The organism is Lysinibacillus mangiferihumi, from assembly GCF_003049665.1.
GTDB classification, from domain to species: Bacteria; Bacillota; Bacilli; order Bacillales_A; family Planococcaceae; genus Lysinibacillus; species Lysinibacillus mangiferihumi.
The window spans coordinates 41,595-68,240 of record NZ_PYWM01000009.1 but is presented as its reverse complement, the minus strand read 5'-3'; the positions used below and the strand labels follow the sequence as shown (position 1 = coordinate 68,240).

Below are 26,646 nucleotides of genomic sequence, written 5' to 3'. Positions count from 1 at the left end.
TAACCAGTTCCAATAGTTAAGTGAAAACCTTTATAATATCCATTTTGCTTTAAAATCATGTATAAACGATAAAAATGAACAATTCGGAACTTCCCAAAATAATTGGCCTTATGTTAACTAGGTTTGTATAGAGTATTCATTGTTGTTTTATCGTTTTATCCATTGCAACACCACCTCGTTAGGTTCAGCTAGGTAACCTTTAATCAGTATCTTTATCGGTTCTATAATTCAAATTAATCGTGGTGGCCTTTAGCTGTTCAATAAACATACGTGTAGCTGCACCCATATATTTATCTTTCCTATAGACGATTCCTACTTCTCGGGAAAGATTAGAATTTAGAATTGGAATGACTCTTATTTTATTATTGCTAAGGCACTCTAAATATGGTTTAGGCAATATAGTCACTCCTACTCCTTTTTCAACCATGTCAATTAACGATTCCATCGTTGTTATTTCAAAAGCCGGCTGAGGGAGAAATCCCAATTCATTACAAGATTTATTGATAAGTTGTCTTAAAAAGTAGTTTTCAGGAAATAAAACGGACGATGTTGTCCGCAAAACATCTAAATGGACCATTTCCTGTTCCTCTAATGGATGCCCATTGGGTACCGCAAGAGCCAGTTCCTCCTTGTACAAAGAAATCGATTCTAATTCTCTATCTTTCATAGGTAAAAAAACAATCCCTATATCCAATTTATTTTCTAACAAGCTTATCCTAATGTCTTCCGTGCGTAGTCCAAACACAGAGATTTTAATAGCAGGGTATAAACGATGAAAATTAAGTAATGTCGGTGGAATTAGGTAGTTTTCAACTGTTAACAATGTTCCGATAGAAATATTTCCTCTTTGGAGTCCGTTTAATTCCTTTATAGCTGTTTGTGCTTGTTCTATTTCATGGAAAATATTCTGAGTATACTTCAAAAGTAGTCTTCCTGATTCTGTAAGTGCCGTCTTTTTACCAATTCGATCAAATAAAGGTGCTCCAATCTCATGCTCCAATAAACGAATTTGTTGGCTTAAAGATGGTTGGGAAATTCCAATCTTTTCTGCGGCTCTTGTGAAGTGAAGTTCCTGGCATACTGAACGAAAATATTCAAGTTGTCTTAATTCCATTCTAGGGTCCCCCTCATAAATCAATTTATGGCAATATGTATTATATCATATTTTTAACCTATTATTACTATATAAATAATTGAATTGAACTATGGTTTGAGGTGCCCTAAACTGTTAATTACAAGCCCAGTTTATAACAGCATTTAATAAAGTGGGTTTACCTTTCCAACGCTGTATTGCTAGGTATCATATTGAAATTTTTAAATTCACTTAGTCCTGAAAGGAGGTGCCTTTAAGATTTGATAGGGGCGATGGAAGCACAGGAAGGTTAAAAAGTTCTCAAAAAATTTAGGAGGTTATTAGAATGAGCGATAAAAGAACTGATATTATTAGTTACAAAGATTTTTTACAAAAAAGTACCAAGCCGACTGTTCGTCCTTGTATTTGGAAAGGAACAGATATAAAGGCACAATTAGATGATTCATTGTCTAGCGATTTTATGGGTGATGGCAGAGGTGCAGTATCACTGGTAAATAAAGATACTGGTGATAAATACGGAGTGACCCCTACTATAAACGCAGTGGTACAAGTATTGGCGCCAGGTGAACATAATAACCCACATAAACACAGTAATTTGGCTATCTTCATTGTATTTGAAGGAGAAGGCTATAGTATCATTAATGGCGAGAAAATTGAGTGGGAAAAAGGCGATGTATTTGTATCTCCTGCTTGGCTTTCACACGAACATTGCAATACGTCTGATCATGAAAATGCTGTTCTTTATACTATCCAGGATGTACCTACTGTCTCCGGTATGGGGACATGGTTTTTGGAAGAACCTGTTGGGTCAGGAGCAAAACATGTTGTTAAAGAAAATATAACTAATAAGAATGATATTTTACCAGAAAAGTAAAATAAAAAGCTCCTGCCAGCAATGAATATTTACTCATACCTCTTACAATAAGTTTGTACGGATTCGTGTGCACGCGTGGAGAGATAATTCTCCCTCTTATCCGTACAAAGTGGTGGTATTACGTTGGTTCTATATTAAAATTATTGGGTAAATAATTGGAGGATATAATTGATGAAAAATCTAAATGTTGCTATTCCAACCCCCTTTCATGATGATGAAAGCTTATATTTAGAAGGTTTCAACCCCATTGTTGAACATTTAAAGAATAACGGAATTGAGTCACTACTTGTATCTGGTTCTACCGGTGAGCAAAATTCAATGAGCATTGATGAACGATTGCAAATCATTGATTACTTTAATAAGCAAGACTTTCAAAATATTGAACTTATGTTTGGTGTTTCGGGTGCGAGAACGAGAGATGCGATAAAACTTATTCAAGCACTTGAGAAATCTGTTTTTGATGCAATTCTTGTCCAGTTTCCACTTTATATTCAACCATCACAAAAACAAGCCATTGCTTATGTTAATGAATTGCTAAGCCATACAACCAAAAAAGTTGTGCTATATAATAATCCTGCCCGAACTGGATTTAACCTAAGTGTTGAATCCCTGAATGAACTTGTTTCTCAACAACACTCGAACCTTATCGGACTTAAAGAAGAGTACAATGTAAAGCGTCATAAAAATACACATTTACCAGATGATTTCATTATGTTTGCTGGAGGAGATGTTGACCTCATAGAAAAAATACTCGGTGGCTGCAATGGACTCTCCAGTATGGTAGGAAATGTTTACCCTAAAGAAATCAAGCAAATTTTAAATGACCTACTAATGAAAAAACCAGTTGACGTTCATAAAATAAATCAACTAATTGACGAAGTGACACATTATCAAGCCATTATCAACATAAAAGAACATTACAATTCCCTTGGTATAAAAGTGGGTCCTTGTCGATCACCCATTAATTAGTAACTAGTTTCCAGCTACTATACACAGTTGATTTAAACAAACGACTTTTTTGAAACAGCCGCATTTTTCAACATGAGAATGCGGCTTCATGCTGTACAAAACAGAAATGGACTGCGAATGCTTAGTCACTCAATAATTCCCCTGAAGTTGGTCAGGGGGGAGTTTCAATTATTCATTAGGACCGATTAGGCGGTTACGAAAATCTAATTTTGCCTCGCCCTGTACTCGTTTGTTTAACGTAAAAAAAGAAGCCGCAGCAACTAAAGGTGTTTCGCTTTGATAATCCAAGGCTTCTATATCTGTAAAGAAGCAATTCATATATTCCCTCGCCAACTTATTGCCTGATTATGTAAAGCCAATCTTATGTAATTGTCTCCCGCATTTATATTTGCCCCCTGTTCCACGAGCCAGCGAACCAATTCATCCGATATTACTATAACCACCATCTGCATCTAGCTCGCATTTTGTAAATACCTCTTGTAATGCCGCAATATCATCTACTTCAATTAGTTCATGAAAATTTTTCGGTAACGTTTTCTCTTCCTTGCCATATGTATTTATGCTCCTTACATTAGATTTATAATATAGTTCATCACGTCATTTACCATTTATATACCAATCTATATTTTACCGCGTTATAATTAAGAAAAGAGGTTATACTTATGCAACCGTTTTGGGAAAATGACTATAAAGTAGATGGGTATTACGCTTTTGGTAATCCAAGATAAAGTAAAAGGTCGTTTAAACATTCGTGTTTTTTCCTCCTCTTGGCGAGAAAGCTTTAGAGTAATTACGCTTCTGACAGTATCCGTGACTCCAATTAGGAATATGATTCATATAACTCTAACGGGCAGTATAACGTGGTATAATTTGTATGTAATAGTGACGAGGTGATCATTTACATGGGAAACACAATAACTTTATGTGACAATTGCGATGAAAAAATTGTTGAGTCACTCTCTATGTCCAATGGCGCCACTAATGTGCTTCTCGATGTACTAGCATTAAGTGGGTCAGACTTAGCAGTAACAGCCAGAGAGAAAGAGTTTATCGTTTGGTTGAATCAAAGAGATCAATCAGTTGTAGGTATTGGAACTGTGGGTTTTAGCATTAGTGAGATGCCTTGGACGAAAAGGGATTTTATCGAGCTAAAGAGATTTTTGTTGTCAGTTATTGATGGTGCAATTAATAAATGCAGATGGGAAGATTTAAATTACACCCCAAATGAGTACATGGTAGTAAGGATTTTAAATCATTTATGTTTATTAATAACTAATTTTCATGAAGAATTTGTAGATGGGAGTTATTACACTTACTGGGTTACAGACGAGTCAGATGAGGAACCTACAATACCAATTGGTTTCCCAAAATGTTCGAACCATAAAGTTCTTCTATCTTGTCATGGTTGCCTATTATGTAATAATGGCATGTAGTCTTTCCTTACCAACAGTGAGCAACACATTAGTATTGGTGGAGTTCTTGTCTCAAATCCTTTACAAAATACTGTTTGGGTGAAAAATACATGGATCATGAAGTCAAAAAAATTATGTGTAATAAACACAGGTTTTTTTTCTATATTTAACAAAAACACGTAGTTACTTGTTCTTGGAGTCCAACGTAGGCGCACTAGTTGTCTCTGAACAGCTACTGATAGATTAAATCCATATAAAAAAGTTCAACCAGAAATTTCTGGCTGAACTATATAATACGAAGCCTCCGTTACTTTAAGTACATTGCTTTACAATCTTTAAGGAATACATAGCTTTTTTGTGTTTCAAAACTACCCATGAAAATATTTTTTACAAATACAAATATTATGCGTATTTCATGTCAAATTCTTGTCTTGTCATTCCATAGCAAATACCATCATAATAGAATCCTTTGGTGAAAATGATACTTCTTAGTTGTCCCTCTTTTAGGAAACCTAACTTCTCATGCAAGTGCATCGATGGAGTATTAAAAGAATAAACAGTTGCATTCACTTTTTGATAAGAAAGCTCTAAAAAGAAGAAACGAAGAACCATAAGAATCATTTCTTTAGCGTACCCATTACCTCTGTATGGTTCAAATACAGCTAAATAATAATCGAAGGTTCCATTTTTTCGATCACAATCAAATGTTTCAATTATACCAACAATATTATTGTCTCTATCAATTGCAATAAAACGGAATTCATCGACCTCTTCCAATTGTCCTTCTACCCATTCTCTCATTCTTTCAGCTGAACGAGGAAAATAAAGTGAGTCCATATTTCGTAGAATCTCGTCATCTAATGATTCAAATATTATGATATCTTCAGGTTGAATAGCTCGTAGTGTAAGTTTTTTTCCTGTCCAATAAGTAACTGCCATTATAACTACCCCCCGTAATTTTCTAGATATGTAAAGGTAGCGAGTTTGACCCCCCTTTTTTAACACATCTTTATATTATTCTGGCTGTCTATTAATAAGTTCTTCTTTAATTCAACTACTTCGTTAAGTTCAATAAAGAAAAAAGAGTTGCCCATGAAAATCAACATTGTTCAATTAACGCACCCTAATAAATTAATAAGTCTTTAGTTTTGTCCCCATCTATTTTCGAAAATAAGATGTTCTAAAGAACGTCTTTTTTCCCAATTAGCCAACTCTAAAATGGGCTTTTCCGGGTAATTTTCAGTATAACCGATTGATATAAGAGCAATGGGATCGATGTGTGGTGGTATTTCTAAAATATCTCTAATATCATTCTTTTTATAAAAACTTACCCACCCCATCGCAAGTCCTTCAGCACAAGCTGCTAACCACATATTTTGAATAGCACAGGCTGTTGATAAAATATCTGTTTCAGGAATTGAATTTCGTCCTAATACATGGGAACCTCCTCTTGTAGGGTCACATGTAACACAAATTGTTATAGGAGCTTCTTTTAAGCCCTCAATTTTCAAATCAAGGAATTTCATTTTTTTCTCCCCATCATAATGAATAGCTAATGCTCGGCTTTCTTTTTCTGCAGCCCAAGCCAATTTTTCTTTAATTTCGTCAGTGGAAATCAAAATAAAGTTCCAAGGTTGCATAAATCCTACTGAAGGTGCATGATGAGCTGCATTTAATATTCTATGTATAATGTTTTCAGGGATAGGGGTTGATAAAAAACTTCGAATATCTCTCCTATTATAAATAACTTTATAAATAGACTCTCTTTCTTCATTAGAAAACATAAATATCTCTCCTTTTTCTTTACAAAAATGTCTATTTTTAATATTAACTGATTTTTCATTATTCTGCCACGTAAGTTGAAGTAAAAATGCACCAAAAGCGTGTCCTTATCGTTGAATATCCGCATAAATCTGACTCCACCCCTTCTTACTTCGGATTAACATTCTTCAAATCGATTACCACATTTTCGACTACAAAATTTGCTCCTGACCACTCGTTAGGAAAATTAGAAATTCTGTAGTCCAAACGGATTGAAAACAATAATGTACAAGTGATCTGCATTTTTTGCACTATTTTTTACTACTAATAAAAGCCGATATTTCCTTATCATTTGGAATACCGGCTTTTTTCATCTGCAAATTTTCTTAACGTATAAAATTCGCGTTTTGTCGGCATGACCCCTACATAGATTAGTTGACATTTTGTATACACAAAAAATTATTAAGGAATTCATAAAGCTGGTTATTTGATGGAGGTAACCCCATAGGAAAATCCCTCCTTTTTATTTAACTATTTGGAAAATGAGGAAAATATGTTAAACTAATCATCAAGTGAATAGCAATTGCAGAATAAAGGTGCTCTTTTAAGAGCTTAATAGGGAATTCGGTGCAAAGCCGAAGCTGTTTCCGCAACTGTAAGTGTAGATGACTACAGAAAATACCACTGTCAAACGGGGAAAAATGCCCCCAGTAGATGGGAAGGTTCTGAATAGGATACACGAGCCAGGAGACCTGCCTTTATTCCATCGTATTAACTCTCTTCGGAAGCTAGGAGAACTTACGGCAAATAGATGGACAGGCATATTATTTTATTGTGCTCCTTTTCTGTTTACCTTGGATGCTTCCCTTTTTATAGAGAAGCATCTTTTTTATTGGAGTTAATTGCAAGAACTTTCACTACAATAAAATTAGGAGGTTTTCAAAATGGCTACTTTTAAAAAATGGTGGCATGTAGCGTTCGCTTTTCTTTTAGTTGTTTCGCTATTATCACCGACAGCAAGTGCAACAGTATTACAACCTACAAATCAAAAGGTACAAACTGCAACATTCGATGTCCAATTATCTGTTGACGGTTTATATGGCTCCATCCTACCAGCAACAACGGAGATTGCCTCAACTGGCACTACTGCATTATCACTAATGGAAAATACATTAACAGCAAACGGTATTCCATATATAGTTACTATTCATCCTATCTATGGTCCTTATCTTGAATCCGTTGATGGGCGAGCTAGTGGCAGCTTAAATGGTTGGGATGGTTGGGTATACACTGTAAATGGTATTAGCCCAACTGTTGGTTTAGATGCTTATAAATTAGAGCCCGATGATAAAGTTCATATTTATTATACGACATGGGCTAAGCTGGGCACTGCTAGCACTGTGGATGTTGGAGAAATAAATCCAAAGGTTACTGTGGATTTAACGGGTGACCTATTTCTAACAAATGCCTCTAATATCGCTAATTGGACAATTAACACAGGTACTACAGCGCTAACAGCTCAATCAATTACTGTCAACACAGATCAACAAGCAGTTATCACATTTTCTGGTCAAGCTGAAGAAGGTAATATCTCGATTACTGCCTCTGCAAATGCACTATTTGGTGATTCAGCAAGTGAACCATTAACAATTGACGTAGCACCAAGTAACTAAGTAATTAAGTACTGAAAAAGTGAATCCATTTTAAATAAAGGCACTTTTTCAGTACTATTGTTTTTTTGATATTACTAGCAACATCCCTAAAGGAAGTGAGTTTTCAAATGGATAATTTTAAAAAGCAAATACATTTAGTCATTATCTTTATTTTAATATTTTCGCTATTATCTCCTGCTGCTACCGGCAAAGCACAGCATCTTGAAGGAGAAACATATGAACAAAATACTCCAGACATAAATAACACAGAATTAGACAATCCAAATGAACAATCAACTATTACGCCATTACTAGAGAATGGGCTGGACACAATTAGTGATATTCAATTAAATACCACAGGACCATTATTTTTAACAATTGGAGCAACATCGCAACTTGCTGTAGCTAGCTCAACAACAGAAGATAGTACCCTAGTTGAATGGTCATCGAGTGCTCCTACAATTACAACGGTTGACAATCAAGGATTAGTTACAGCAATTTCAATTGGGGATGCTCAGATTAACGTAAAAGTTGGTGAAGTATCTAAGATAATTGATGTATATGTTATTACACCTGAAGAACAAAACTTTATAAATTTGGTGAATAACCTTCCAGAAATTATAGTTGCTGATGAGGTAACAGATATACAATTAACAGCAGCTCGTAAAACATATAGTGCATTAACACTAGATCAAAAGAAAAAAGCATTAATAAGTAATTACAATAGAAAACTTGGTGAAAAAGAAGGCCAACTGGTGGAAGCCTTCATTAATTCTATTTCTTCATTTGATACATTAGATGAAACAATTGCTCAACAATTAATAAATGCTCGTACGAAATGGAACGCTTTACTACTAAATGAAAAAAAGAAACTAGTACAAATAGAGGCTACCTTAATAGAAAAGGAACTGAAATACGTCGGACTTTTAATTTCTACTATTTCGACATTAGAAATAAGCAATGAAGAGTTAGGTACACTATTCAAAACTACTCGAAAAATATACAAAGGAATACCAGCACAGCAAAAATTAAATGTAACAAATTACCAATACCTTGTAGATAAAGAAATTGAATATGTTATATATTTAATTGATTCTCTTCCTGAAACAATTCAGATTGCTGATGAGGTAACAAAAAAACAATTAGAAGAAGCTCGGACAACATACAATGCCTTAGATAAAAATCAAAAAACTAAAATAAATAATTATCAAGAGCTTGTAGATAAAGAAAACACTTTCACAACAGCCCCTCGGATTCAAGACGTTATATTCAAAATTAACGTGCTCCCCCCTATAGACTCGGTTACATGGGCGGATCATTTGAAAGTTAGTGAAGCACAACAAGCCTATGATAATTTGTCAGCTCAAGAAAAACAATCAGTATCAAATTATGATAAGCTAGATGCTTTACAAAAGCGATTAGTAGAATTGAAGCCAACAACGATTAAAGCCTACAACTCTGTTGGTCAATATTTAGTATCAACCTCACCGCAGCCTCTCTATCAATCAGAGTGGACTATTTTAACACTAGCACGTGGTGGTTATGTCGATTTATCAAATGGTTATTATAGGAAATATTATAAAAATATAGAGAGCCATGTAAAATCAAATAGTGGAGTTCTAGCCTCCCAAGCAACAGATTACTCTCGGGTAATAATAGCTCTTACAGCTATCGGGAAGGACCCTACAAATGTCGCTGGCTATAATTTAGTTGAAAAATTAACAGATTTTAATTTTGTTACACGTCAAGGCATCAACTCTGCCGTCTTCACTTTAATTGCACTAGATACATGGGACTTTGAATTACCTAAAACAGCTACAACAACACGTGAAAAATTAATTAAATATATTTTACAAAGACAATTAAACGATGGTGGCTTTGCCTATTCTGGTACTGAAGCTGACCCTGATATCACTGCAATGGTAATTCAATCACTCGCTCCATATTATCAAAGTAATGCAGAAGTAAAAACAGCCGTTAATCGTGCAATTGATACATTAGCAGCTATTCAATTACCTAATGGCGGATATAAGTCAGATAACTTCGAAAATGCTGAAAGTGCAGCACAGGTTGTGACTGCTCTAGCAAGCTTAGGGATAAATGCTAACAACGATAATCGTTTTAATAAAGTCATTTCTAATATCATGACATATAGCTCAGAAGATGGTGGCTTTAAACATGTATTAAGCGAAAACAAAGCAAACGGCATGGCAACGGTTCAGGTTGGCTATACATTAGCAGCATACAACCGTTTATTAAATAATCAAACTGCGCTTTACGATATGTCAGATACAAAGTCAGATAATACCGGAAATAATCCAGGAGATATTGACAATGGAAGCGATGGACAAGAACCTTCCAACCCTGAGGATAAAGGAAATCAGCCCTCTAACCCTGATGGACAACCTTCTGATAATGAAGAAATTGGTTATACGACATTCTCAATTCGAATTTCGTCTTCTGAAGTGCCATTAAAATCAACATCAACTAAATTATTTGCTGGTGAAACTGCTTTTGACGTTTTAAAACGAGTAACATCGGAAAACGGTGTTGCCTTAAGCTATCGTCAAACAGAATATGGAACATATATTGACGGAATTGCGGGTGTTTATGAATTTGACCGCGGTCCTTTAAGTGGTTGGATGTATCGTGTAAATGGTCAATACCCTTCTTATTCTGCGGCACTTTACACACTATCCCCTGGTGATTCAGTTGAATGGCTTTATACGACCGATTTAGGTAAAGATGTCGGTGGATATGTAGAAGATGGAAGCGAAAAAAGCGGAACTCCAGCTGAAGAAAACAAAGAAAAATGCAAGGATAAAAATACAGAAAATTGCAAAGAGACAGAAAAGAATTGTACAGGCGTAGAAGCGCAATGCACTGAAGAAATGAACAAAGAAAACAAAGGAAAGGAAGAAAACAAAGGAAATGTAGATAACCCAGTTGCTGAAATTACTATTGAAGATCGAAGTAACAAAGCAATTATTACATCCAAACATATTCAAGAATATCTTGAAAAGAATGTTCAAAAGTTTGTTATTCAAAGCAAAAATAATTTCAAAATAGAAATTCCAACTTCTATATTTACTAGAATTAAGCTTGCAGAAAGTGAGCAAATAATTGCCTCGGTAACGCAAGAAACTAAAAATAAACAATTCACTGTCAATTTCGGTATCGAGACTACTAATGGTAAAACAAAGTCAATTACTATAGATAAAGAATATTTAAAAGTTACGCTACTTGCCAACGATTTAAAACCGAATACGGTCGTTTTACAGCTTGATGGTAGTGAATACAAGCCAGTCCCACATAGAATTGTGAACGGTGAAATTGTTCTATTCACAAAAACTAGTGGTACATTCGTTGTAACAGAAAATACAGTAACATTTAACGATATTGCCCATTTAGCTAATAAAGAAGAAATTGAATTTTTAGCGAGCCGTCTTGTAATCAAAGGAACTACACCAGAGACGTTTGAGCCATATAAACCAATTACTCGTGCGCAATTTTCAGTATTAATCAGCCGTGCACTTGGTTTACAGGCAAAAGGTGAAAATCCATTTAACGATACAGAAGGCAAATGGTATGCAACAGATATTCAAGCTCTGTTCGAGGCAGGTATTACAAAAGGCACAACTTCTTCAACATTTAATCCTGAAGCACCTATTACACGTCAACAAGCAGCGGCATTTATGGCACGCATTTTAGAATATTTAAATGCTGATGTGAAAGCCACTGGACAGGTTAACTTCACCGACGCTAGCAATATTAGCGCTGAATACTTACCTTATATCGAGCTATTAAATAGCCTGGATATTATGACAGGTAAGCCGAATGGTTCATTTGATCCACGAGCTTCACTAACACGTGGACAAACAGCAAAAATTTTAAAACGTACGTTAAATATCGCAGGCATCATGTAATTTTCCTTACTAACCCAAGTGACCACAGCATTTGGGTTAGTATCTTTTATAGAATGGAGGTTGTTTTTCAAATGAAACAAAAATTATCGATGTTTATAATGGTACTTGCTTTGTTGTTAATTGTGGTTCCGGTCTCTGCACAGCAAGTATCAACAGTAGATGCTTATGATACAACAGGTCAGTTTTTAGTAAATAAAGCACCAAACCCTTCTTTTGGTGATGAGTGGATTATTCTGGCACTTACACGTGGCGAATATAATGTTCCGAAAGGCTATTATGATAAATATTATGAAAATGTCACGAAGCATGTACAATCAGTAAAGGGTAATTTACACAATCGTAAGTATACTGAATATTCTCGTTTAATTATTGCACTCACTGCTATCGGTAAAGACCCTACAAATGTAGGCGGCTTTAATTTAGTAGAAAAATTAAGTGACTTTGACAAAGTAGTATGGCAAGGCACAAATGGTGCTTTTTTTGCCTTAATCGCTTTAGATACATGGGGCTTCGAGCTTCCTAAAAAAGCAACAACTACACGCGAAAAACTTATTCAACACATACTATCAAAGCAATTGCCTGACGGAGGATGGAATTTATCAGGAGTAAAAGCTGATCCAGATATGACAGCAATGGCTATTCAAGCTCTTTCAACTTATAAAGATAGAGCGGATGTTAAGGCATCTATTAATAAAGCACTAGATACATTAAATAACTTACAAGGAGCTAATGGTAGTTACCAAAGCTGGGGAACAACAAACTTAGAAAGTGTAGCACAAGTTATTACGGCACTTTCTAGTTTAAATATTGATGCCAACAAAGATCAGCGCTTTCAGAAGTTATTTACGAGCTTTTTCACCTTCTATAATGTAAAAGATGGCGGCTTCAAGCATGTATTAACAGAATCCGTATCGAATGGTATGGCAACAGAGCAGGCGTCTTATACATTAGCAGCGTATAACCGACTTATTGAGAGCAAAACAAAGCTATATGATACGTCTGATAAAAAAACAAATAAACCATCAACACCAGCCCAGCCAAATCACCCTAAAGCTCCCCCTACTAAAGTGAGCTTTAAGGATATTGAATCTCATTGGGCAAAGTCTGATATCGAAGCTGCAGTAGCTAAAGGATTATTGAAAGGCTATGACGATAACACATTTAGGCCAAATAACAATTTATCTCGTATCCAGGCTGTATCAATTTTAGTTCGCGCTCTTAATTTAACAAGTTCCGAAAATGCACCTTTTACAGACATTAGCTCCTATAATGATGAAACAAAACAGGAGATTGCTGCTGCTTACGAGGCAAATTTATTAGTAAGGTCGGAGAAGTTTGCACCTTCCTCCCCTATTTTACGTAAGGAATTAGCGGTTATGCTAGCAAATGCCTATACATATAAAACAGGCAGACCTTATATACCAACAAATGTTGCCCCTTTAAATGATATTGCGGAGCTATCAAAGGAATCTCAGCAGGCAATTACTTTCTTGTATGATTTTGACATAGCACAGGGCGCAAATGGCTCGTTTCATCCTACTAATTTTATTACACGTGCACATGCAGCTAAAATGTATATTAATTTCTTAAAGGTTGTTGAGGAATAATATGAAAAAATTATCACACTTCTTACTAGTATCGTTGTTAGCTCTATTTTTAACAGCATGCAATATTCAAACAGTTGAGCAATTCGAGCAAATGGAAGATCAGGACCGAAGCGCTGACTCCCTCCCTACTTCTGAACAACCTGAAGCGGAAGAACAAACTCCCTCAGTAGAAAATGACACTGCTGAGGAAAAGCAGGAAGTGAAGGAGTCTGAGATAGATGACAAGGCCCCACTGGAGGCAATAGATACAGCACTTCAGCAAAAAGCACAGCAGGAAACGGAAGAAGTTAAGCAACAACCAAAATCTGAAGCGGACAAAAAGCAAGAATACACCAAATCACCAAGTACAAAAACTACTAAACAAGCTGATAATAAACAACAAACCAAAACAATTACTTCATCTACAGAAAAGCAAAAAAATGCAGAACCTAAAAAACGCACTGTAAAAATTTCAATCCGTGTTGATACATTACTAAAGCATTGGGAAAAGTTAGACCCTTCCCTACAAAGTGAGAAATATGTGCCCAAGAATGGCATCATTTTAAAGACAACAACATACGAGCTGCTATCAGAGAAGGATACTGTTTGGGATGTATTACAGCGTGCAACGAAGGAGCATAAAATTCAAATGGAATATCAAGGAGCAAACGAAAATATTTATAACAGTGTCTATGTAGAAGGTATTAATCATTTATATGAATTTAGTGCTGGTGAATTAAGTGGCTGGATGTACAGAGTAAATGGTGTTTATCCAAATTATGGTTGTAATCAATACGTATTAAAAGATGGCGATGTCATTGAATGGAACTACACGGTCGATTTAGGTCGCGACTTAGGACATCATTGGGATGGTAACTAATGAAGGCATTTGAAACATTTCACCCTATCGTACTTTTTTCTTTTTTTGTAGCTACTATCGGCTTATCCATGATTTTTATGCATCCAGTCTATTTAACTATTACAATTTTCTCAGCAATCAGCTTAAATATAGCTTTACGCAGACAACTTTTCTTTAAGGACTGGAAGTTATATGTACCTTTGTTTTTCTTAATGGCGATTATTAATCCAATGATTAGCCATAATGGTCAACTCGTATTGCTTTATGTAAATGGTAACGCCATTACTGTAGAGGCAATTTTGTATGGTATCGCAATCGCCACAATGATTGTAGCGATTATGCTATGGTTTAGCTGCTATAATGTCATGATGACATCAGATAAGTTTATTTATCTGTTTGGAAAAGTATCGCCAGCTTTATCATTAACATTGTCGATTTCATTGCGATTAGTTCCACGCTTTAAACATCAGTTAACGCAAATTGTACAAGCGCAAAAAGTAATTGGCATGGATTTTACAACTGGCTCACTATGGCATCGTATTAAATGTACAGTGCGAATTTTATCAATTTTGATTACATGGGCATTGGATAACGCCATTGATACGGCTGATTCTATGAAAGCTCGTGGTTACGGTGTCAAAAAGCGGACTGCCTTTTCTATTTTTATTTTCGAGCGTCGTGACGGCTTTGTTTTGGCAATGATTATATTGCTTTTTTTTAGCAATTTAGTTGCAAGCTTTATTGGCACAACAACATATTATTTTTATCCAACTTTCGGAGCAGTTAAATGGGATATGACAAGCATTCTGTTTTATATTAGCTATGTCATTCTACTCTCTATTCCATTAGTATTTGAAATCTGGGGGGCATTAAAATGGCGATCGTTAAAATCGACAATGTAAGCTTTACTTATCCTAATGAAGCAATTCCTATTTTAAAAAATATTAATCTAACTATTCAACAAGGCGAGTTTATCGTGTTAATAGGACAATCTGGTTGTGGGAAAAGTACATTGCTACGCCATTTCAAACGAGAATTGCGTCCACATGGCACGGTGACGGGTAATATTTTCTACAAAGATTATGACTTGGAGAAGCTAAATGCTGAAGTAGCTGCTACTGACATTGGCTATGTATTTCAAAATCCTGATAATCAAATTGTTACAGATAAAGTATGGCATGAGCTTGCTTTTGGACTAGAAAGCCTAGGTGTAGATTCACCAATAATTCGCCGCAAGGTAGCCGAAATGGCCAATTTCTTCGGTATTGAAAAATGGTTTCATCAAAAAACAACCGAGCTTTCGGGCGGACAAAAACAGTTATTAAATTTAGCCTCCATTATGGTGATGCAGCCCAAATTGCTACTGTTAGATGAGCCAACATCACAATTAGATCCAATAGCTGCATTGGAGTTTATACAGACATTGCATCGTTTAAATAAAGAATTAGGTATTACGATAATTTTAATTGAGCATCGTCTGGAAGAAGTGTTACCTCTTGCTGATCGCGTACTTATTATGGATGAAGGCAGTATTTTATTTGATGGCCCACCTAAGGAAATTTTAAACTCTTTACCAGCAGATCACGCTATGATTACAGCACTGCCGGCAGCCACAAAGATTTTCCACCTACTAAACGGTATAGGACCTATTCCCCTTACTATTCGTGAGGGACAGCGCTGGCTTAGTAACCAACCATATAACTGTTCTTCCTTACACACACCTCATACAACAACTCAAAATAAATCAGATGTTGTATTAGAGGCAAAAGATATTGCTTTTCGGTATGAAAAGAAAGGCAGGGATATTGTCCATCATTTTAATTTGCAAGTGAAGGGACAGGAATTTTTAACGATAATAGGTGGAAACGGCACTGGAAAATCAACAGTTCTTTCTATTTTATCTGGGCTGCAAAAGCCTTATCATGGAAAAATATTTTTGTTCAGTAAAGCCTTGAAAAGCTACAGTAGTAAACAATTGTACCAACAATATTTAACTATATTACCACAGAATCCGAAATCATTATTTGTACAAAAAACAGTACTTCTAGAGTTAAATGACATGGCTCAATTACATAAAGTAACAGAAGCAAAAATTCAAGAAACTGTTCAATTATTCAATTTAACTCATTTATTAAATCGACATCCTTATGATTTAAGTGGTGGTGAGCAGCAAAAATTAGCGCTTGCAAAACTTTTATTAATAGAACCTAAAATACTGCTACTAGATGAGCCGACAAAAGGTCTTGATGCACATTCAAAGGAAGGGCTCGCTGAAATATTAAAAGATTTACAAACTAAAGGGACAACAATCATTATGGTGACACACGATATAGAATTTTCTGCACAATACAGCGATAGATGCGCTCTGTTTTTCGATGGTAGTATCGTATCAGAGGACGAACCACGAGCATTTTATAGTGGAAATAATTTTTATACAACTGCTGCGCATCGAATATCAAGAGATATATTGAGCAATGCGATTACATGTGAGGATGTCGTTACTCTATGCAAAAAAACATTCGTTTAATTATTTCATTTATTGTCATTCTAGTTTTCATTCCACTTTCTTTATATGCTGGTATTACAATATTTGCTGATCGAAAATATTATTTTGTATCGATTGTCATTATGATTTTAGCGTGTGTGCCCTTTTTCCTTTCATTTGAGCGTAGAAAGCCACAGCCACGCGAAATTTTAGTCATAGCAGTGATGTCTGCTATTTCAGTGGCAGGTCGTGCTTTATTTGTTGTTACACCTGGCTTTAAACCTGTCGCAGCTATTACAGCGATTACTGGCTTTTCACTTGGGGCAGAAGCAGGCTTTTTAACAGGGGCAATTTCTGCATTAGTATCCAATATGTTTTTTGGACAAGGTCCTTGGACACCCTTCCAAATGTTTATGTGGGGAATGATTGGTTTTATTGCTGGCTTGTTAGGTAAAACTCGTTTAATGCATAAAAAAATACCACTTATATTATTTGGCATTTTTGCAGGCATATTTTTTTCGTTTGGTATGGATGTTTGGGGAACAATATCAATGTACGGTGTTTTTAGCTGGAAAGCTTACGCACTTGCATTGACTTCTGCTGTTCCTTTTATGATAATATACTGTATTTCTAATGTGATTTTTTTACTATTGCTAGCTAAACCGATTAGTGAAAAACTAGACCGAATAAAAAATAAATATGGGATTTTACAGTAATGCTTTGTAGAAAAAGTTGCTTATTTTTAATCAACTTAGTTTAAATCCTTAGTAAGACCTAAACGTTTTTATAATGACCTAATAACAAAAGAGCATGGGAACATGCTCTTTTGTTTCATACTTCTCTATATCATCTTGTTAATATCTAATTTTATTTCTTCCCCGAGGATGCGATGGCAAAATTGCATTGTATAGTTCTTGAGAAACGGGATGTTGACATGTTTGCCCTTTCTGTATTTCCTCCATAAGCTGACCGTGTTGCATAACTAGTATTCGATCAGACATAAAATGTGTCGCCTGTAAATCATGGGAAATGAAAATATATGCTAGCTTCCTTTCTTTTTGTAGTGTTTGAAGTAACTGTAATATATGTTTCTGAAGTATCATGTCTAGACTACTAATTGCCTCATCCAATACGATTAACTTAGGATTTAAGGCAAGCGCTCTAGCAATGTTGATACGCTGCTGTTGTCCTCCACTAAGCTGTGCAGGATATTTTTGGGCAATGGTGTTCGCTAATTCCACACAATCTAGTAATTCCATTACTTTATGTTGTCTTTCTATTTTGCTGTAATGTTCGAAATTAAGTAATGGTTCCTCTAATATTTCAAAAATCGTTTGCTTCGGATTAAATGAATCGTAGCTATTTTGAAAGACAGCCTGCAAATCTCTCCGTACCATTTTTTTATCCTTGCTTGTTGCTTCGTAAAGATTGACACCTTGAAATAAAACCTCACCATTTGTTGGTCGCTCAACTCCTAAAATAATACGACCTAATGTACTTTTTCCTGAACCACTTTGCCCGACTATTCCTAAACATTCGCCCTCTCGAAGTGAAAATGACACCTTTTGTATTATAGGTATTTCATGCTTTCGTCTAAATATAAACTGTCTTTGAGAATAGTACTTCTCAATATTTTTCACTTCTAGTAGTGTCATATTTTTCACCTCTAAAAAGTAATTCTTGATTGTAAAAGTTTTTTTGTATAAGGATGCTGAGGGGCATCAAAAAAATCAAAGACATTTGCCTGCTCAATAATTTCTCCCTTATACATTACGGCAACATCGTCAGCCAGTTCAGCAATCACACCTAAATCATGAGTCACAAGAATAATAGCAGCCCCCGTTTCCGAGCAAATACGATCAAATAATGTTAACACTTGTTTTTGATTAACTGTGTCTAGAGCTGTCGTTGGCTCATCTGCAATATATAGGGTGGATTGTATCGCCAATGACAAAGCAATCATCACTCGCTGTAGCATGCCACCACTTAATTGAAATGGATAATAGTGTAATAGCTGCTCTACGTTGGGTAAATTGACCTTATACATCGTATCAATTGCAATCTGTCTCATTTCTTTTTTAGTCATCACAAAGTGAGCTTTTAATGTTTCTAGGAAATGCTTTTCAATTGTTTGAATACTATCGAAAGCAGTGGCTGGATTTTGCATAATCATAGACAAATGCCTTCCGCGATAAGCTCTTAATTTAGAAGCTGACATAGCCATTAAATCTTCTTGTCTATATAGAACTTGACCTTGTGTGATCTGCGCCAAAGATGGGAGTGATTGCATAATGGCATGGCAAAGCATTGTTTTTCCACTACCACTTTCCCCGATAATTCCTAAGACACGCCCTTTATAGGCAGTCATATTAATTGAGGACAATACATTTTTTTCACCGATTTTCACCGTTAAATCTTTCACTTCTAAAACTTTTTCTTTCTCCATAACTTCCCCTTTACTCAAAATTCTTCAGACTACTTGCCAAACGATTAAATAATAGAACAACCAGAACAATGGCAAGTCCAGGATAAAGCATTAATTCAGGATGTTGGCGAATGTACTGCTTCCCTTCGTTCACCATCATTCCCCATTCAGGGATGGGGGCCTGCACGCCAAGTCCGATAAATGAAAAGCCCGCAATTTCCAAAATAACTTTCCCTACATCCAGTGCAACAATTGTTACGATTATAGGTAGCACATTTGGGAAATAATGACGTACAATTAAACCGACTCCTGTAGTTCCACTAATTCTGGCTGCTTGAATAAATTCTTTTTCATTCATCCCTATAAATAAGCTTCTTATCATTCTTGAATAATAAATAAGCTGCGTAAAAATAAGTGCAATTAACACATTTTTCAAACTTGGACCTAATAAACCTAAAAGCCCAAATGCTAGTACAAGTGTAGGAAAAGCTAATAAAATATCACATATCCGAATGAATAGGAAATCTATCATTCCTCTTTTCAGAGCAACAAATGCTCCTAGAAAGATAGCTAGTATAATAGCTATCATTTGAATTAAAAGAGCTGATCCTAAAGAATAGCGAATACCTAAAAGTATACGAGAGAAGACACATCTTCCTAAATGATCAGTCCCTAGTGGATACTCCCAAGAAGGAGCTAAAAATTTCCTTGTAATATCTACTGCAAAAGGGTCATGGGGCATTAATAATGGTGCAAAAATCCCCAACAAACCAATGATTCCAAGTATTGTTAAACTAAACGATTTTTTATAATTTACATGACTTAGTTTCTTTACTTGACTCACTTCAATCTCTCCTGCCCTTCGTCATCAGGTGAGGATCCAATACCCGATGTAATACATCGGCGCATAAATTAGAAAGTACATAGATAACGGCAATAATTAGAACATAGCATTGAACAACTGGGTAATCCCGATTAATAATTGATTCAATTAAATACCTACCGAGTCCTGGCCAACTAAAGACTTGCTCCACAATTACCGCACCACCGAGTAAATTACCAAGTGTCAAACCCAGCATCGTAGTCAACGTTATAGCAGCATTTCTCAAAACATGTCGCATGAGTATGACAGAATTTTTTAATCCTCTTAACTGGGCGTATTGAACATAATGCTTCTGCAATTCTTCAATAATCGTTGAACGAATAAACTGAACAAACAATCCAATTGTCGGTAAGGCTAGTGTTAGCGCAGGTAAAACAAGATGAGCAAGTGTTCCCTTCCCATTAGTCGGGAAAATACCAAATTTCAAGCTAAATAGATACAGTAATAAAAAACCTAACCAAAATGTTGGAATTGATACACTCAAGATAGAAAACAATCTAATTATTTTATCGATTATAGCATTCTTATACAGTGCGCTTAAAATACCTAATGGGATACTTAAAACAAGAATGAGTACAAATGCAGCAACAGCCAATTCGATAGTTGCGGGTAATTTAGCGAATAGTTCATGTGCCACTGGTAATTTACTAACAAAAGAAGTACCAAAATCGAACTGCAAAACTCCTATTAACCATAGCAGATATTGAATAAGTAAAGGCTTGTCTGTTCCAAGTTCCTCACGTAATGCCTGGATTGCCTCTTCCGTTGGGGCAACTTTAGCCAATCTTAAAATAACCTCCGCAGGCTCTACTGGAACGAAGCGAATAAATACAAACGTCAATATAGATACACCTAATAATACAAACGGTAACGTCAAAATTCTTTTTAAACAAAACATCCATGTCGATTCGTACATGCTGTCACTTCCTAGTCAATCCTATGATAAAAAGAGAGATGTCTTAGTAAAGACACACTCTCTTTTACAATTATTGTTCTTTATCCATTTGAGCATATGGAATATCATATTCAGATGCACGTGGAGTAAAATTTTTCATATATTGATGATAGATCATGTTATTTGTTTCATAAGATATCGGATAGAAAAGTGCTTGATCATGGAACATAGTTAAAATGTCCGTATAGAGTTGCACTCGTTCCTCTTCATCTGTTCCAACTAATAATTGGTGAATTTTAGTATCAATTTCTTTGGCGTTTGGTAAACCTAATTTTGCTTCATAAACACCACTAGCATTTGATGTAGCTGATTCATTAGCAAAGCCATGTGGATCTGTTGGTGGTCCGTTTGTACGCCAGAAATTAATATCCACCTGATCATCCATTAATTTTTGAAGACCAACCATTACATCTGCACCTTCTAGATTCAACTGTACCCCTATTTTTGCTAGTTCACCTTGCATCAACTCAGCCATAGGCTTTTGAATGGCATCAGTTGCGATATAGATTAAATCTAATGATAAAGGTTGTCCGTTTTTTGAACGAATTTTTTCGCCCTTCTCTAACGTCCAACCTGCTTCATCTAGTAGCTGCTGCGCTTTTTCTGAATCATATAAGATTGGCGCTAAATCAATATTGGCATAAGGAATTGCATCCCAGAATAGTGTGTTAGCCACTTTTTCTGTACCATGTGTAATACTATCAACCATTTGCTCCTTATTGATAGCATATTGAATGGCTTGACGTACCTTTAATTCTGCTAACGGTCCTGACTGCGTATTGAATAATAACGCTTTTGTAGACAATGGTTCAGAGGTAGCCGTTTTATATTTGTCACTATCTTTTAAATACGAATAGTTATCTAAACTAATGATGCCACGACCATAAATTAAATCTAACTCTTCGTTTTCAAATGCCAACGAAATCGATTCAGAATCAGGGATGATTTTCACTTTAATGTGTTCTATGAGAGGTTTTTCCCCCCAATAGTTTTCGTTGCGACTAAATAAAGCATATTCATCTTTTTTGTAATCTGTTAATACCCATGGACCTGTCCCAACAGGTGCTTTGATGGAATCTTGCGTCGCATCTCCTTCAGGGAATCCGTTATCCCCTAAAAAACGGAACGGACGTACAAAGGCCAGTTCGTTTAATACAGGATAATAAGGTTCATCCAATTGCAAACGAATTGTATAATCATCTTCTTTTACAACCTCAACAATATGGTTGACCATGCCCATCCAAAAATGTATTTCCCGATTTGCTAATATGGCATCGAAGTTACGAATGACATTATCCGCATTAAAAGCAGTTCCGTCTGAATACTTGACGTCTTTTCTTAAATGGAAAATGTAAGAAGTCTTATCCTTTGAAATATCCCAACTTTCTGCTAGCTTAGGCGTAATAGTCCCATCATCGTTATACTCAACCAAAGATTCGTAGACCATTGCTTGTGCAGTCATTTGATTAGGTAAATATGTATGAGGGTTTAATGGACCGACATCTAAAGGCCATCCAATCGTTATCATTTTTCCATCATTTGTTTGTGTTGCTGTTTTTCCCTTTTCTGTATCAGTGCTAGTACAACCTGCAAATATACTGAAAGACAAAAATAGCACAAAAGGAAGTAAATACTTTGTCAATTTCATTTTCTGTCTCCTATCTCCATTCTTGGTTTAAAAGAATCTACTATTAGATAAAAGAAGGCATAAAAAAACCTTATTCAAAAAAGAATAAGGATAGATAAGCTTACAATAAGTAAGTCTCCATCCATCTCCCTATCTTTCGTAGATCATCAATGAATCTTCTTACAAGCAGGCATTCTGGCTCATGAATCATTATTTTGTTTCACCTTCACGAGTAATAACTCCGTGTCAATTGAAACAAAACTCCTCATTTACAGTTGCGGGACAGCATGGGATTTACACCCATTTTCCTTTTAATTGAGTGAAAGATTTTTTCACTCAAACTTGTAATGATTGCTATGGAATTAATATTAAACATAACATGCTCAATTCTTCACGTCAATTCTATTTTCTGAATATAATAAAAATCACAAAAAATGAACTTTTAGGTTTAGGAGAGTAAAAGTAGTTGTTGTTTGGACTTACCCCTGTCAAGTAGACAGCTTTAAAAAGAATAAGCAGCCATCTGATGTCGGTATTCTATTGGTGTCAGAAGGTTGAGTCGTTTTTGAAAGCGTTTGTAGTTATAAAAGTAGATATACTAACAATAGCTCGGATAATTTCCTCTTCAGAACGATCCTGTAAAAGATACAAATATTCGCTTTTAAAGTGCGAGAAGAAGGATTCAATACAGGCGTTATCGTAGCAGTTACCTTTGCGGGAATGGCTGCCAATCATGCCAAGTTGTTCAGCTGTTTGATGATATTTAATGGATGTATATTGAAAGCCTTGATTCGAGTGGATGAGGTTTCAATACACATTTCTTTTTGCCGTTAACTCATCACTAGCTGTAAGTCATTCCGTTTGTCTACTTGCCAAGCCACAATTTCGTTGTTGTACTTCATTAAACTTTCTCACCCATACTTTCACTTGTGACATTACGAATCTTGTATTTTTCCGCAAACTTTTGCATACGTTCTCCTCCGGCTAGATAGGCCTGTACTACTTCTAATTTCAATCCATTTGAATACGTATTATTTTTTCTAGACATAGAAAAAACCCCTTAAGTAAAATAAAATGTTATCTACAGCGTACTGTAGTTTTTCATTGTCTACTTAAAGGGGATAATATCATTTTTCATTTAACCCATCAATCTCTTTGTTTTCTTCACAGTTGGGCTTCTTTTCTCTTCAATAATACGTATCATTATGGATTCACTTTAGATTCAGCGAACTGATTCAAAAATGACAGGACTTTTTGATAAACAGCAATTTCATTTTCTTTTTTAGAGAATCCATGTCCTTCGTCTTCAAGAAGCATGTACTCTACTTCACGACCTTTATCTTTTAAAGCCTGAACGATTTGATCAGATTCCTCTTTTACAACACGCGGGTCATTGGCTCCTTGGATAACTAGCATTGGTTTCACCATGTTTTCTAGATAAGTAATTGGTGAGTATTCAATAAGTTTTTGCTTGTCTCTTTCAGGGTTTCCTACCCACCTGTCCATAATTGGCTTCCAGTCTTCAGGAACCGAGTTGATAAATGAGAACAAATCCGATGGACCAAATATATCCACGACGGCTTTGAAATAATCAGCGTGTCTACCGTGGAGCAATAAGGCCATGTAACCTCCATAACTTCCACCCATCAATAAAATATTGCCTTTTTTCGCGTAATCATTTTCTATGAGCCAGTCGAGACCAGCTACATTATCAAGTCTTGGACCGTGTCCCCAATCTCCTTCTACCATTTTTGTGAAAGCCAATCCATAGCCTGTTGATCCACGGAAATTCGGAGCAAAGATGCTATACCCATTATTTAAAAAGAATTGGAAGGAAGCTCTAAAAAATTTCCGCTCTGCAGCTTGTGGACCACCATGCGGCCAAAAAATGATTTCACCATTATCATTTTCTTTGTTAGCTTTGAAAAATAAGGACTCTATTTCAAGTCCATCAAAGGAAGAATAAGTAATCACATCTGGCTCCACTAATTCGCTTTGATCTACACCTGGAACTGTGTATTCCGTTAAAGCTGTCCATCCATTTTCCTTAAAATAATAGATATTATGTGGCTTCGTCGCACTTCTTCCTAATAAATACAAATCACCAGATTTTGTGACGATCAGTTTTTCGATGATACTGCATGGTGAATCTAATTCTTCCCAATTATTCGTTCGTAAATCATGCACGTATAGATGGTCTTCTACACCTTTTTCACTGATGACATACAGACACTGCTCTTCTTTGCTATATTTCAACGAAGTAAAGCTTTCATTCTCTAAATCTTTCAATTTTACAAACTCATTTGTCTCTAAATTATAAGAAGCCAAATACGTAAAATCAGCATTGTAATTTGTTAATAAATAGATGAGTTTATCGGATACAAACACTGCGTCACTGACCGTATGTTGATGATCTGTTGGCGGTGTCAGGAGAATATGTTCCTCTCCTCGTTTAGCGTATAGTCGTGTATACGTATTAGAGAAATGTTTAAAATAGAGGGCAACCTCTTCATTTGGGCTAAAATCAAGTAAAAAAGTAGGTGCATCTTTTCCCACAAGAACTGTTTCTTCCTCACCTGTCACCAAGTCATAGACATATGCATTTAAATACGTTGGATTTTCTTTCGAAGATGTATAATAAAGCTTGTTGCCATCTTCAGATAAAATGGGCACAGAATTGCGAGTTCCTTCTTCATAAATAATTTTTTTCATTGTTCCACCTTGAAGTGGAATTCCATAAAATTGCGTATTTTCGTCCCCATTCCTGTCAAAACCGGCAATGATAAACCGTCCTTGTTTATCATAGATAAGCCCTTGGCAGCTTTGGTCAATGAAAGTAAGCTGTGTCGGGAACGTATTTGGTAAATTCATCGCCCATAAATTATACTTCCCACTTAAATTTGTACTGAAAACTAGCTGTTTTTCATCTGGACTCACCGCAAAATCACCAATCGAAAATGTTCGTAAAAACTGTTCTACATCTGGTTTAGAAAAAGATATCAAATTCAACACTCCTTACTTATTTTAAATTGAACGAATAATCTATCTATTTATAAAATATTATTATTACACTTTAATGTATAATATATGACAAGAAAACTGTACTATATGCATGCGTTCTTTAAAAGTACTATCTTTTCGAAAAATTCTATTATATGAACCTATATTTATTAACACTATAAAGCATACTATAACAAGAATATTTGATACAAATGATACATACATTGATGTTAATATTTCATTAAAACAGAATTCTATAATTAAATTAAGATGGATTTATAAGATATGCGAATATTATCTATAAAGATAGGATGATGACCATTATTGAAAAATCGGTTCTTGCTATGGTTATTTTACGTGTATTGTCTGGAAGTATTGAAGTAAGTGCTGGATTGTTGATGCTAAAGTTGAATAATTTAGAAAAAGCATTCTATATTAATACAATGCTTGCATTGGTTGGTCCAACAGTTTTAATCGTTACGACAGCAATTGCATTATTTGGACTAGCTGATAAAATTCCTGTGGCGAGAATCATTTGCTTATTTACTGGAATTACACTTATCATTGTTAGTTCGCATATTAAGTAATATGGACATTCCATTCTAAATCTTTGTTATTTATTAGCCATCCTGAACAATATCTTTTGATTATTCTTCCTAAGAAGAATGGTCAATAGTTTGCTGTAGCGTGTGACACGCTACTTTTTTTATGTAAAAGTCACCTCTACCTTGGCAAATTTAGATTGAGTGTATCGAACGCAATTATTCGGTTGTGACGTTGGTTGACCATCACCCCCTTATTCAGGGTAACCTTCACTCAGTGCTCCCTTTTATAACGGCTATTCTCCGATTGTTGAGTAACATTTTGAATGATAAATTAATGAGAACCATCCGATAAACAGAAAGTCGTACCAAGTTCTTTTATTATGTAAACTAAAATCTTTTAGTATAGAAGAGAGCTTGAATACGTTAACCCCCATTGCGTTTGCGAATTTTTACATAAAAATAACGCTGTAACGTATCGAGACTCAACAACATGTACAGTTGCCCATCTTGATAGCTCTCACAGCGCACAAGCATCCTTTCTGATTTTACAGAAAGGATGCTTGCAATGGTCGTTCCCTTATTTGTAAAGCATCC

At 35.4% G+C, this 26,646-nt stretch carries 23 protein-coding genes and 2 riboswitches; of the genes, 11 read left to right on the top strand and 12 right to left on the bottom strand.

Features of this window, described 5'->3' with window-relative positions; genetic code table 11:
• Nucleotides 1-199: 199 nt before the first annotated feature.
• The gene (locus tag C9J37_RS10625; RefSeq protein ID WP_107895317.1) at nucleotides 200-1,114 is read right to left on the bottom strand and encodes a LysR family transcriptional regulator; all 915 of its coding nucleotides are present in this window, start codon (nucleotides 1,112-1,114) and stop codon (nucleotides 200-202) included.
• A gap of 304 nt (nucleotides 1,115-1,418) precedes the next feature.
• Here C9J37_RS10625 and C9J37_RS10620 point away from each other — a divergent pair, with 304 nt between their 5' ends.
• Both C9J37_RS10620 and C9J37_RS10615 read left to right on the top strand, forming a co-directional pair.
• On the top strand, nucleotides 1,419-1,967 hold the full coding sequence (locus C9J37_RS10620) for a cupin domain-containing protein (protein ID WP_107895316.1): 549 nt from the start codon (nucleotides 1,419-1,421) through the stop codon (nucleotides 1,965-1,967).
• Between the two features lie 171 nt (nucleotides 1,968-2,138).
• Nucleotides 2,139-2,936: a dihydrodipicolinate synthase family protein gene (locus tag C9J37_RS10615; protein ID WP_107895315.1), complete on the top strand. Its 798-nt coding sequence runs from the start codon at nucleotides 2,139-2,141 to the stop codon at nucleotides 2,934-2,936.
• A gap of 168 nt (nucleotides 2,937-3,104) precedes the next feature.
• Here the strand turns inward: C9J37_RS10615 and C9J37_RS28935 are convergent, their stop codons facing one another.
• Nucleotides 3,105-3,254: a hypothetical protein gene (locus tag C9J37_RS28935; protein ID WP_235617083.1), complete on the bottom strand. Its 150-nt coding sequence runs from the start codon at nucleotides 3,252-3,254 to the stop codon at nucleotides 3,105-3,107.
• 584 nt (nucleotides 3,255-3,838) lie between these two features.
• On the opposite strand from C9J37_RS28935, the gene C9J37_RS10605 reads away from it, so the two are divergent.
• Nucleotides 3,839-4,369 carry a hypothetical protein gene (locus C9J37_RS10605; protein ID WP_107895314.1) on the top strand — a complete coding sequence of 177 codons (531 nt, stop codon included), beginning with the start codon at nucleotides 3,839-3,841 and terminating at the stop codon, nucleotides 4,367-4,369.
• A gap of 381 nt (nucleotides 4,370-4,750) precedes the next feature.
• On the opposite strand, the gene C9J37_RS10600 is transcribed toward C9J37_RS10605, so the two are convergent.
• Both C9J37_RS10600 and bluB read right to left on the bottom strand, forming a co-directional pair.
• Nucleotides 4,751-5,287 (bottom strand): GNAT family N-acetyltransferase, encoded by a 537-nt coding sequence (locus C9J37_RS10600; RefSeq protein WP_107895313.1) that lies wholly within the window; start codon nucleotides 5,285-5,287, stop codon nucleotides 4,751-4,753.
• A 203-nt stretch (nucleotides 5,288-5,490) separates the two neighbouring features.
• Nucleotides 5,491-6,132: a 5,6-dimethylbenzimidazole synthase gene (gene bluB, locus C9J37_RS10595; RefSeq protein ID WP_107895312.1), complete on the bottom strand. Its 642-nt coding sequence runs from the start codon at nucleotides 6,130-6,132 to the stop codon at nucleotides 5,491-5,493.
• A 554-nt stretch (nucleotides 6,133-6,686) separates the two neighbouring features.
• Nucleotides 6,687-6,883, top strand: a riboswitch (cobalamin riboswitch).
• A gap of 170 nt (nucleotides 6,884-7,053) precedes the next feature.
• On the opposite strand from bluB, the gene C9J37_RS10590 reads away from it, so the two are divergent.
• The 7 genes from C9J37_RS10590 to C9J37_RS10560 all read left to right on the top strand — a co-directional run bounded on the left by C9J37_RS10590 (nucleotide 7,054) and on the right by C9J37_RS10560 (nucleotide 17,333).
• Complete coding sequence (locus tag C9J37_RS10590; protein ID WP_107895311.1) at nucleotides 7,054-7,782, top strand: DUF4430 domain-containing protein; 729 nt, start codon at nucleotides 7,054-7,056, stop codon at nucleotides 7,780-7,782.
• A gap of 107 nt (nucleotides 7,783-7,889) precedes the next feature.
• Complete coding sequence (locus C9J37_RS10585) at nucleotides 7,890-11,687, top strand: S-layer homology domain-containing protein (protein WP_107895310.1); 3,798 nt, start codon at nucleotides 7,890-7,892, stop codon at nucleotides 11,685-11,687.
• 71 nt (nucleotides 11,688-11,758) lie between these two features.
• Entirely contained in the window at nucleotides 11,759-13,294 is a 1,536-nt protein-coding gene (locus C9J37_RS10580; RefSeq protein WP_167397296.1) for an S-layer homology domain-containing protein, read from the top strand.
• A gap of 1 nt (nucleotide 13,295) precedes the next feature.
• Complete coding sequence (locus C9J37_RS10575; RefSeq protein ID WP_107895308.1) at nucleotides 13,296-14,153, top strand: DUF4430 domain-containing protein; 858 nt, start codon at nucleotides 13,296-13,298, stop codon at nucleotides 14,151-14,153.
• Nucleotides 14,153-15,034: an energy-coupling factor transporter transmembrane component T gene (locus C9J37_RS10570; protein WP_107895307.1), complete on the top strand. Its 882-nt coding sequence runs from the start codon at nucleotides 14,153-14,155 to the stop codon at nucleotides 15,032-15,034. The genes C9J37_RS10575 and C9J37_RS10570 overlap by 1 nt, the downstream gene beginning before the upstream one ends.
• Complete coding sequence (locus tag C9J37_RS10565; RefSeq protein WP_107895306.1) at nucleotides 15,007-16,659, top strand: ABC transporter ATP-binding protein; 1,653 nt, start codon at nucleotides 15,007-15,009, stop codon at nucleotides 16,657-16,659. The genes C9J37_RS10570 and C9J37_RS10565 overlap by 28 nt, the downstream gene beginning before the upstream one ends.
• Complete coding sequence (locus C9J37_RS10560) at nucleotides 16,638-17,333, top strand: ECF transporter S component (protein ID WP_024361745.1); 696 nt, start codon at nucleotides 16,638-16,640, stop codon at nucleotides 17,331-17,333. Before C9J37_RS10565 ends, C9J37_RS10560 begins: the two co-directional genes overlap by 22 nt.
• Before the next feature lie 138 nt (nucleotides 17,334-17,471).
• On the opposite strand, the gene C9J37_RS10555 is transcribed toward C9J37_RS10560, so the two are convergent.
• From C9J37_RS10555 to C9J37_RS10525, 8 genes are all read right to left on the bottom strand, one after another.
• On the bottom strand, nucleotides 17,472-18,272 hold the full coding sequence (locus C9J37_RS10555) for an ABC transporter ATP-binding protein (protein WP_235617082.1): 801 nt from the start codon (nucleotides 18,270-18,272) through the stop codon (nucleotides 17,472-17,474).
• 11 nt (nucleotides 18,273-18,283) lie between these two features.
• Entirely contained in the window at nucleotides 18,284-19,063 is a 780-nt protein-coding gene (locus C9J37_RS10550) for an ABC transporter ATP-binding protein (protein ID WP_107895304.1), read from the bottom strand.
• 10 nt (nucleotides 19,064-19,073) lie between these two features.
• The gene (locus C9J37_RS10545; RefSeq protein ID WP_235617081.1) at nucleotides 19,074-19,886 is read right to left on the bottom strand and encodes an ABC transporter permease subunit; all 813 of its coding nucleotides are present in this window, start codon (nucleotides 19,884-19,886) and stop codon (nucleotides 19,074-19,076) included.
• Nucleotide 19,887: 1 nt separating this feature from the next.
• Complete coding sequence (gene nikB, locus C9J37_RS10540; RefSeq protein ID WP_235617080.1) at nucleotides 19,888-20,841, bottom strand: nickel ABC transporter permease; 954 nt, start codon at nucleotides 20,839-20,841, stop codon at nucleotides 19,888-19,890.
• A 70-nt stretch (nucleotides 20,842-20,911) separates the two neighbouring features.
• Nucleotides 20,912-22,528: a nickel ABC transporter substrate-binding protein gene (gene nikA / locus C9J37_RS10535; protein ID WP_107895303.1), complete on the bottom strand. Its 1,617-nt coding sequence runs from the start codon at nucleotides 22,526-22,528 to the stop codon at nucleotides 20,912-20,914.
• Nucleotides 22,529-22,675: 147 nt separating this feature from the next.
• Nucleotides 22,676-22,868: riboswitch (cobalamin riboswitch) on the bottom strand.
• Nucleotides 22,869-23,009: 141 nt separating this feature from the next.
• Nucleotides 23,010-23,102, bottom strand: a complete 93-nt coding sequence (locus tag C9J37_RS29655; RefSeq protein ID WP_407656241.1) for an IS3 family transposase — start codon at nucleotides 23,100-23,102, stop codon at nucleotides 23,010-23,012.
• A gap of 306 nt (nucleotides 23,103-23,408) precedes the next feature.
• On the bottom strand, nucleotides 23,409-23,555 hold the full coding sequence (locus tag C9J37_RS28250; RefSeq protein WP_167397295.1) for a hypothetical protein: 147 nt from the start codon (nucleotides 23,553-23,555) through the stop codon (nucleotides 23,409-23,411).
• A gap of 155 nt (nucleotides 23,556-23,710) precedes the next feature.
• Entirely contained in the window at nucleotides 23,711-25,510 is a 1,800-nt protein-coding gene (locus C9J37_RS10525; protein WP_107895301.1) for a S9 family peptidase, read from the bottom strand.
• Nucleotides 25,511-25,818: 308 nt separating this feature from the next.
• Between C9J37_RS10525 and C9J37_RS10520 the strand changes: the two genes are divergently transcribed.
• On the top strand, nucleotides 25,819-26,094 hold the full coding sequence (locus C9J37_RS10520) for a YqhV family protein (RefSeq protein ID WP_024361739.1): 276 nt from the start codon (nucleotides 25,819-25,821) through the stop codon (nucleotides 26,092-26,094).
• The last annotated feature ends 552 nt before the right edge of the window (nucleotides 26,095-26,646 follow it).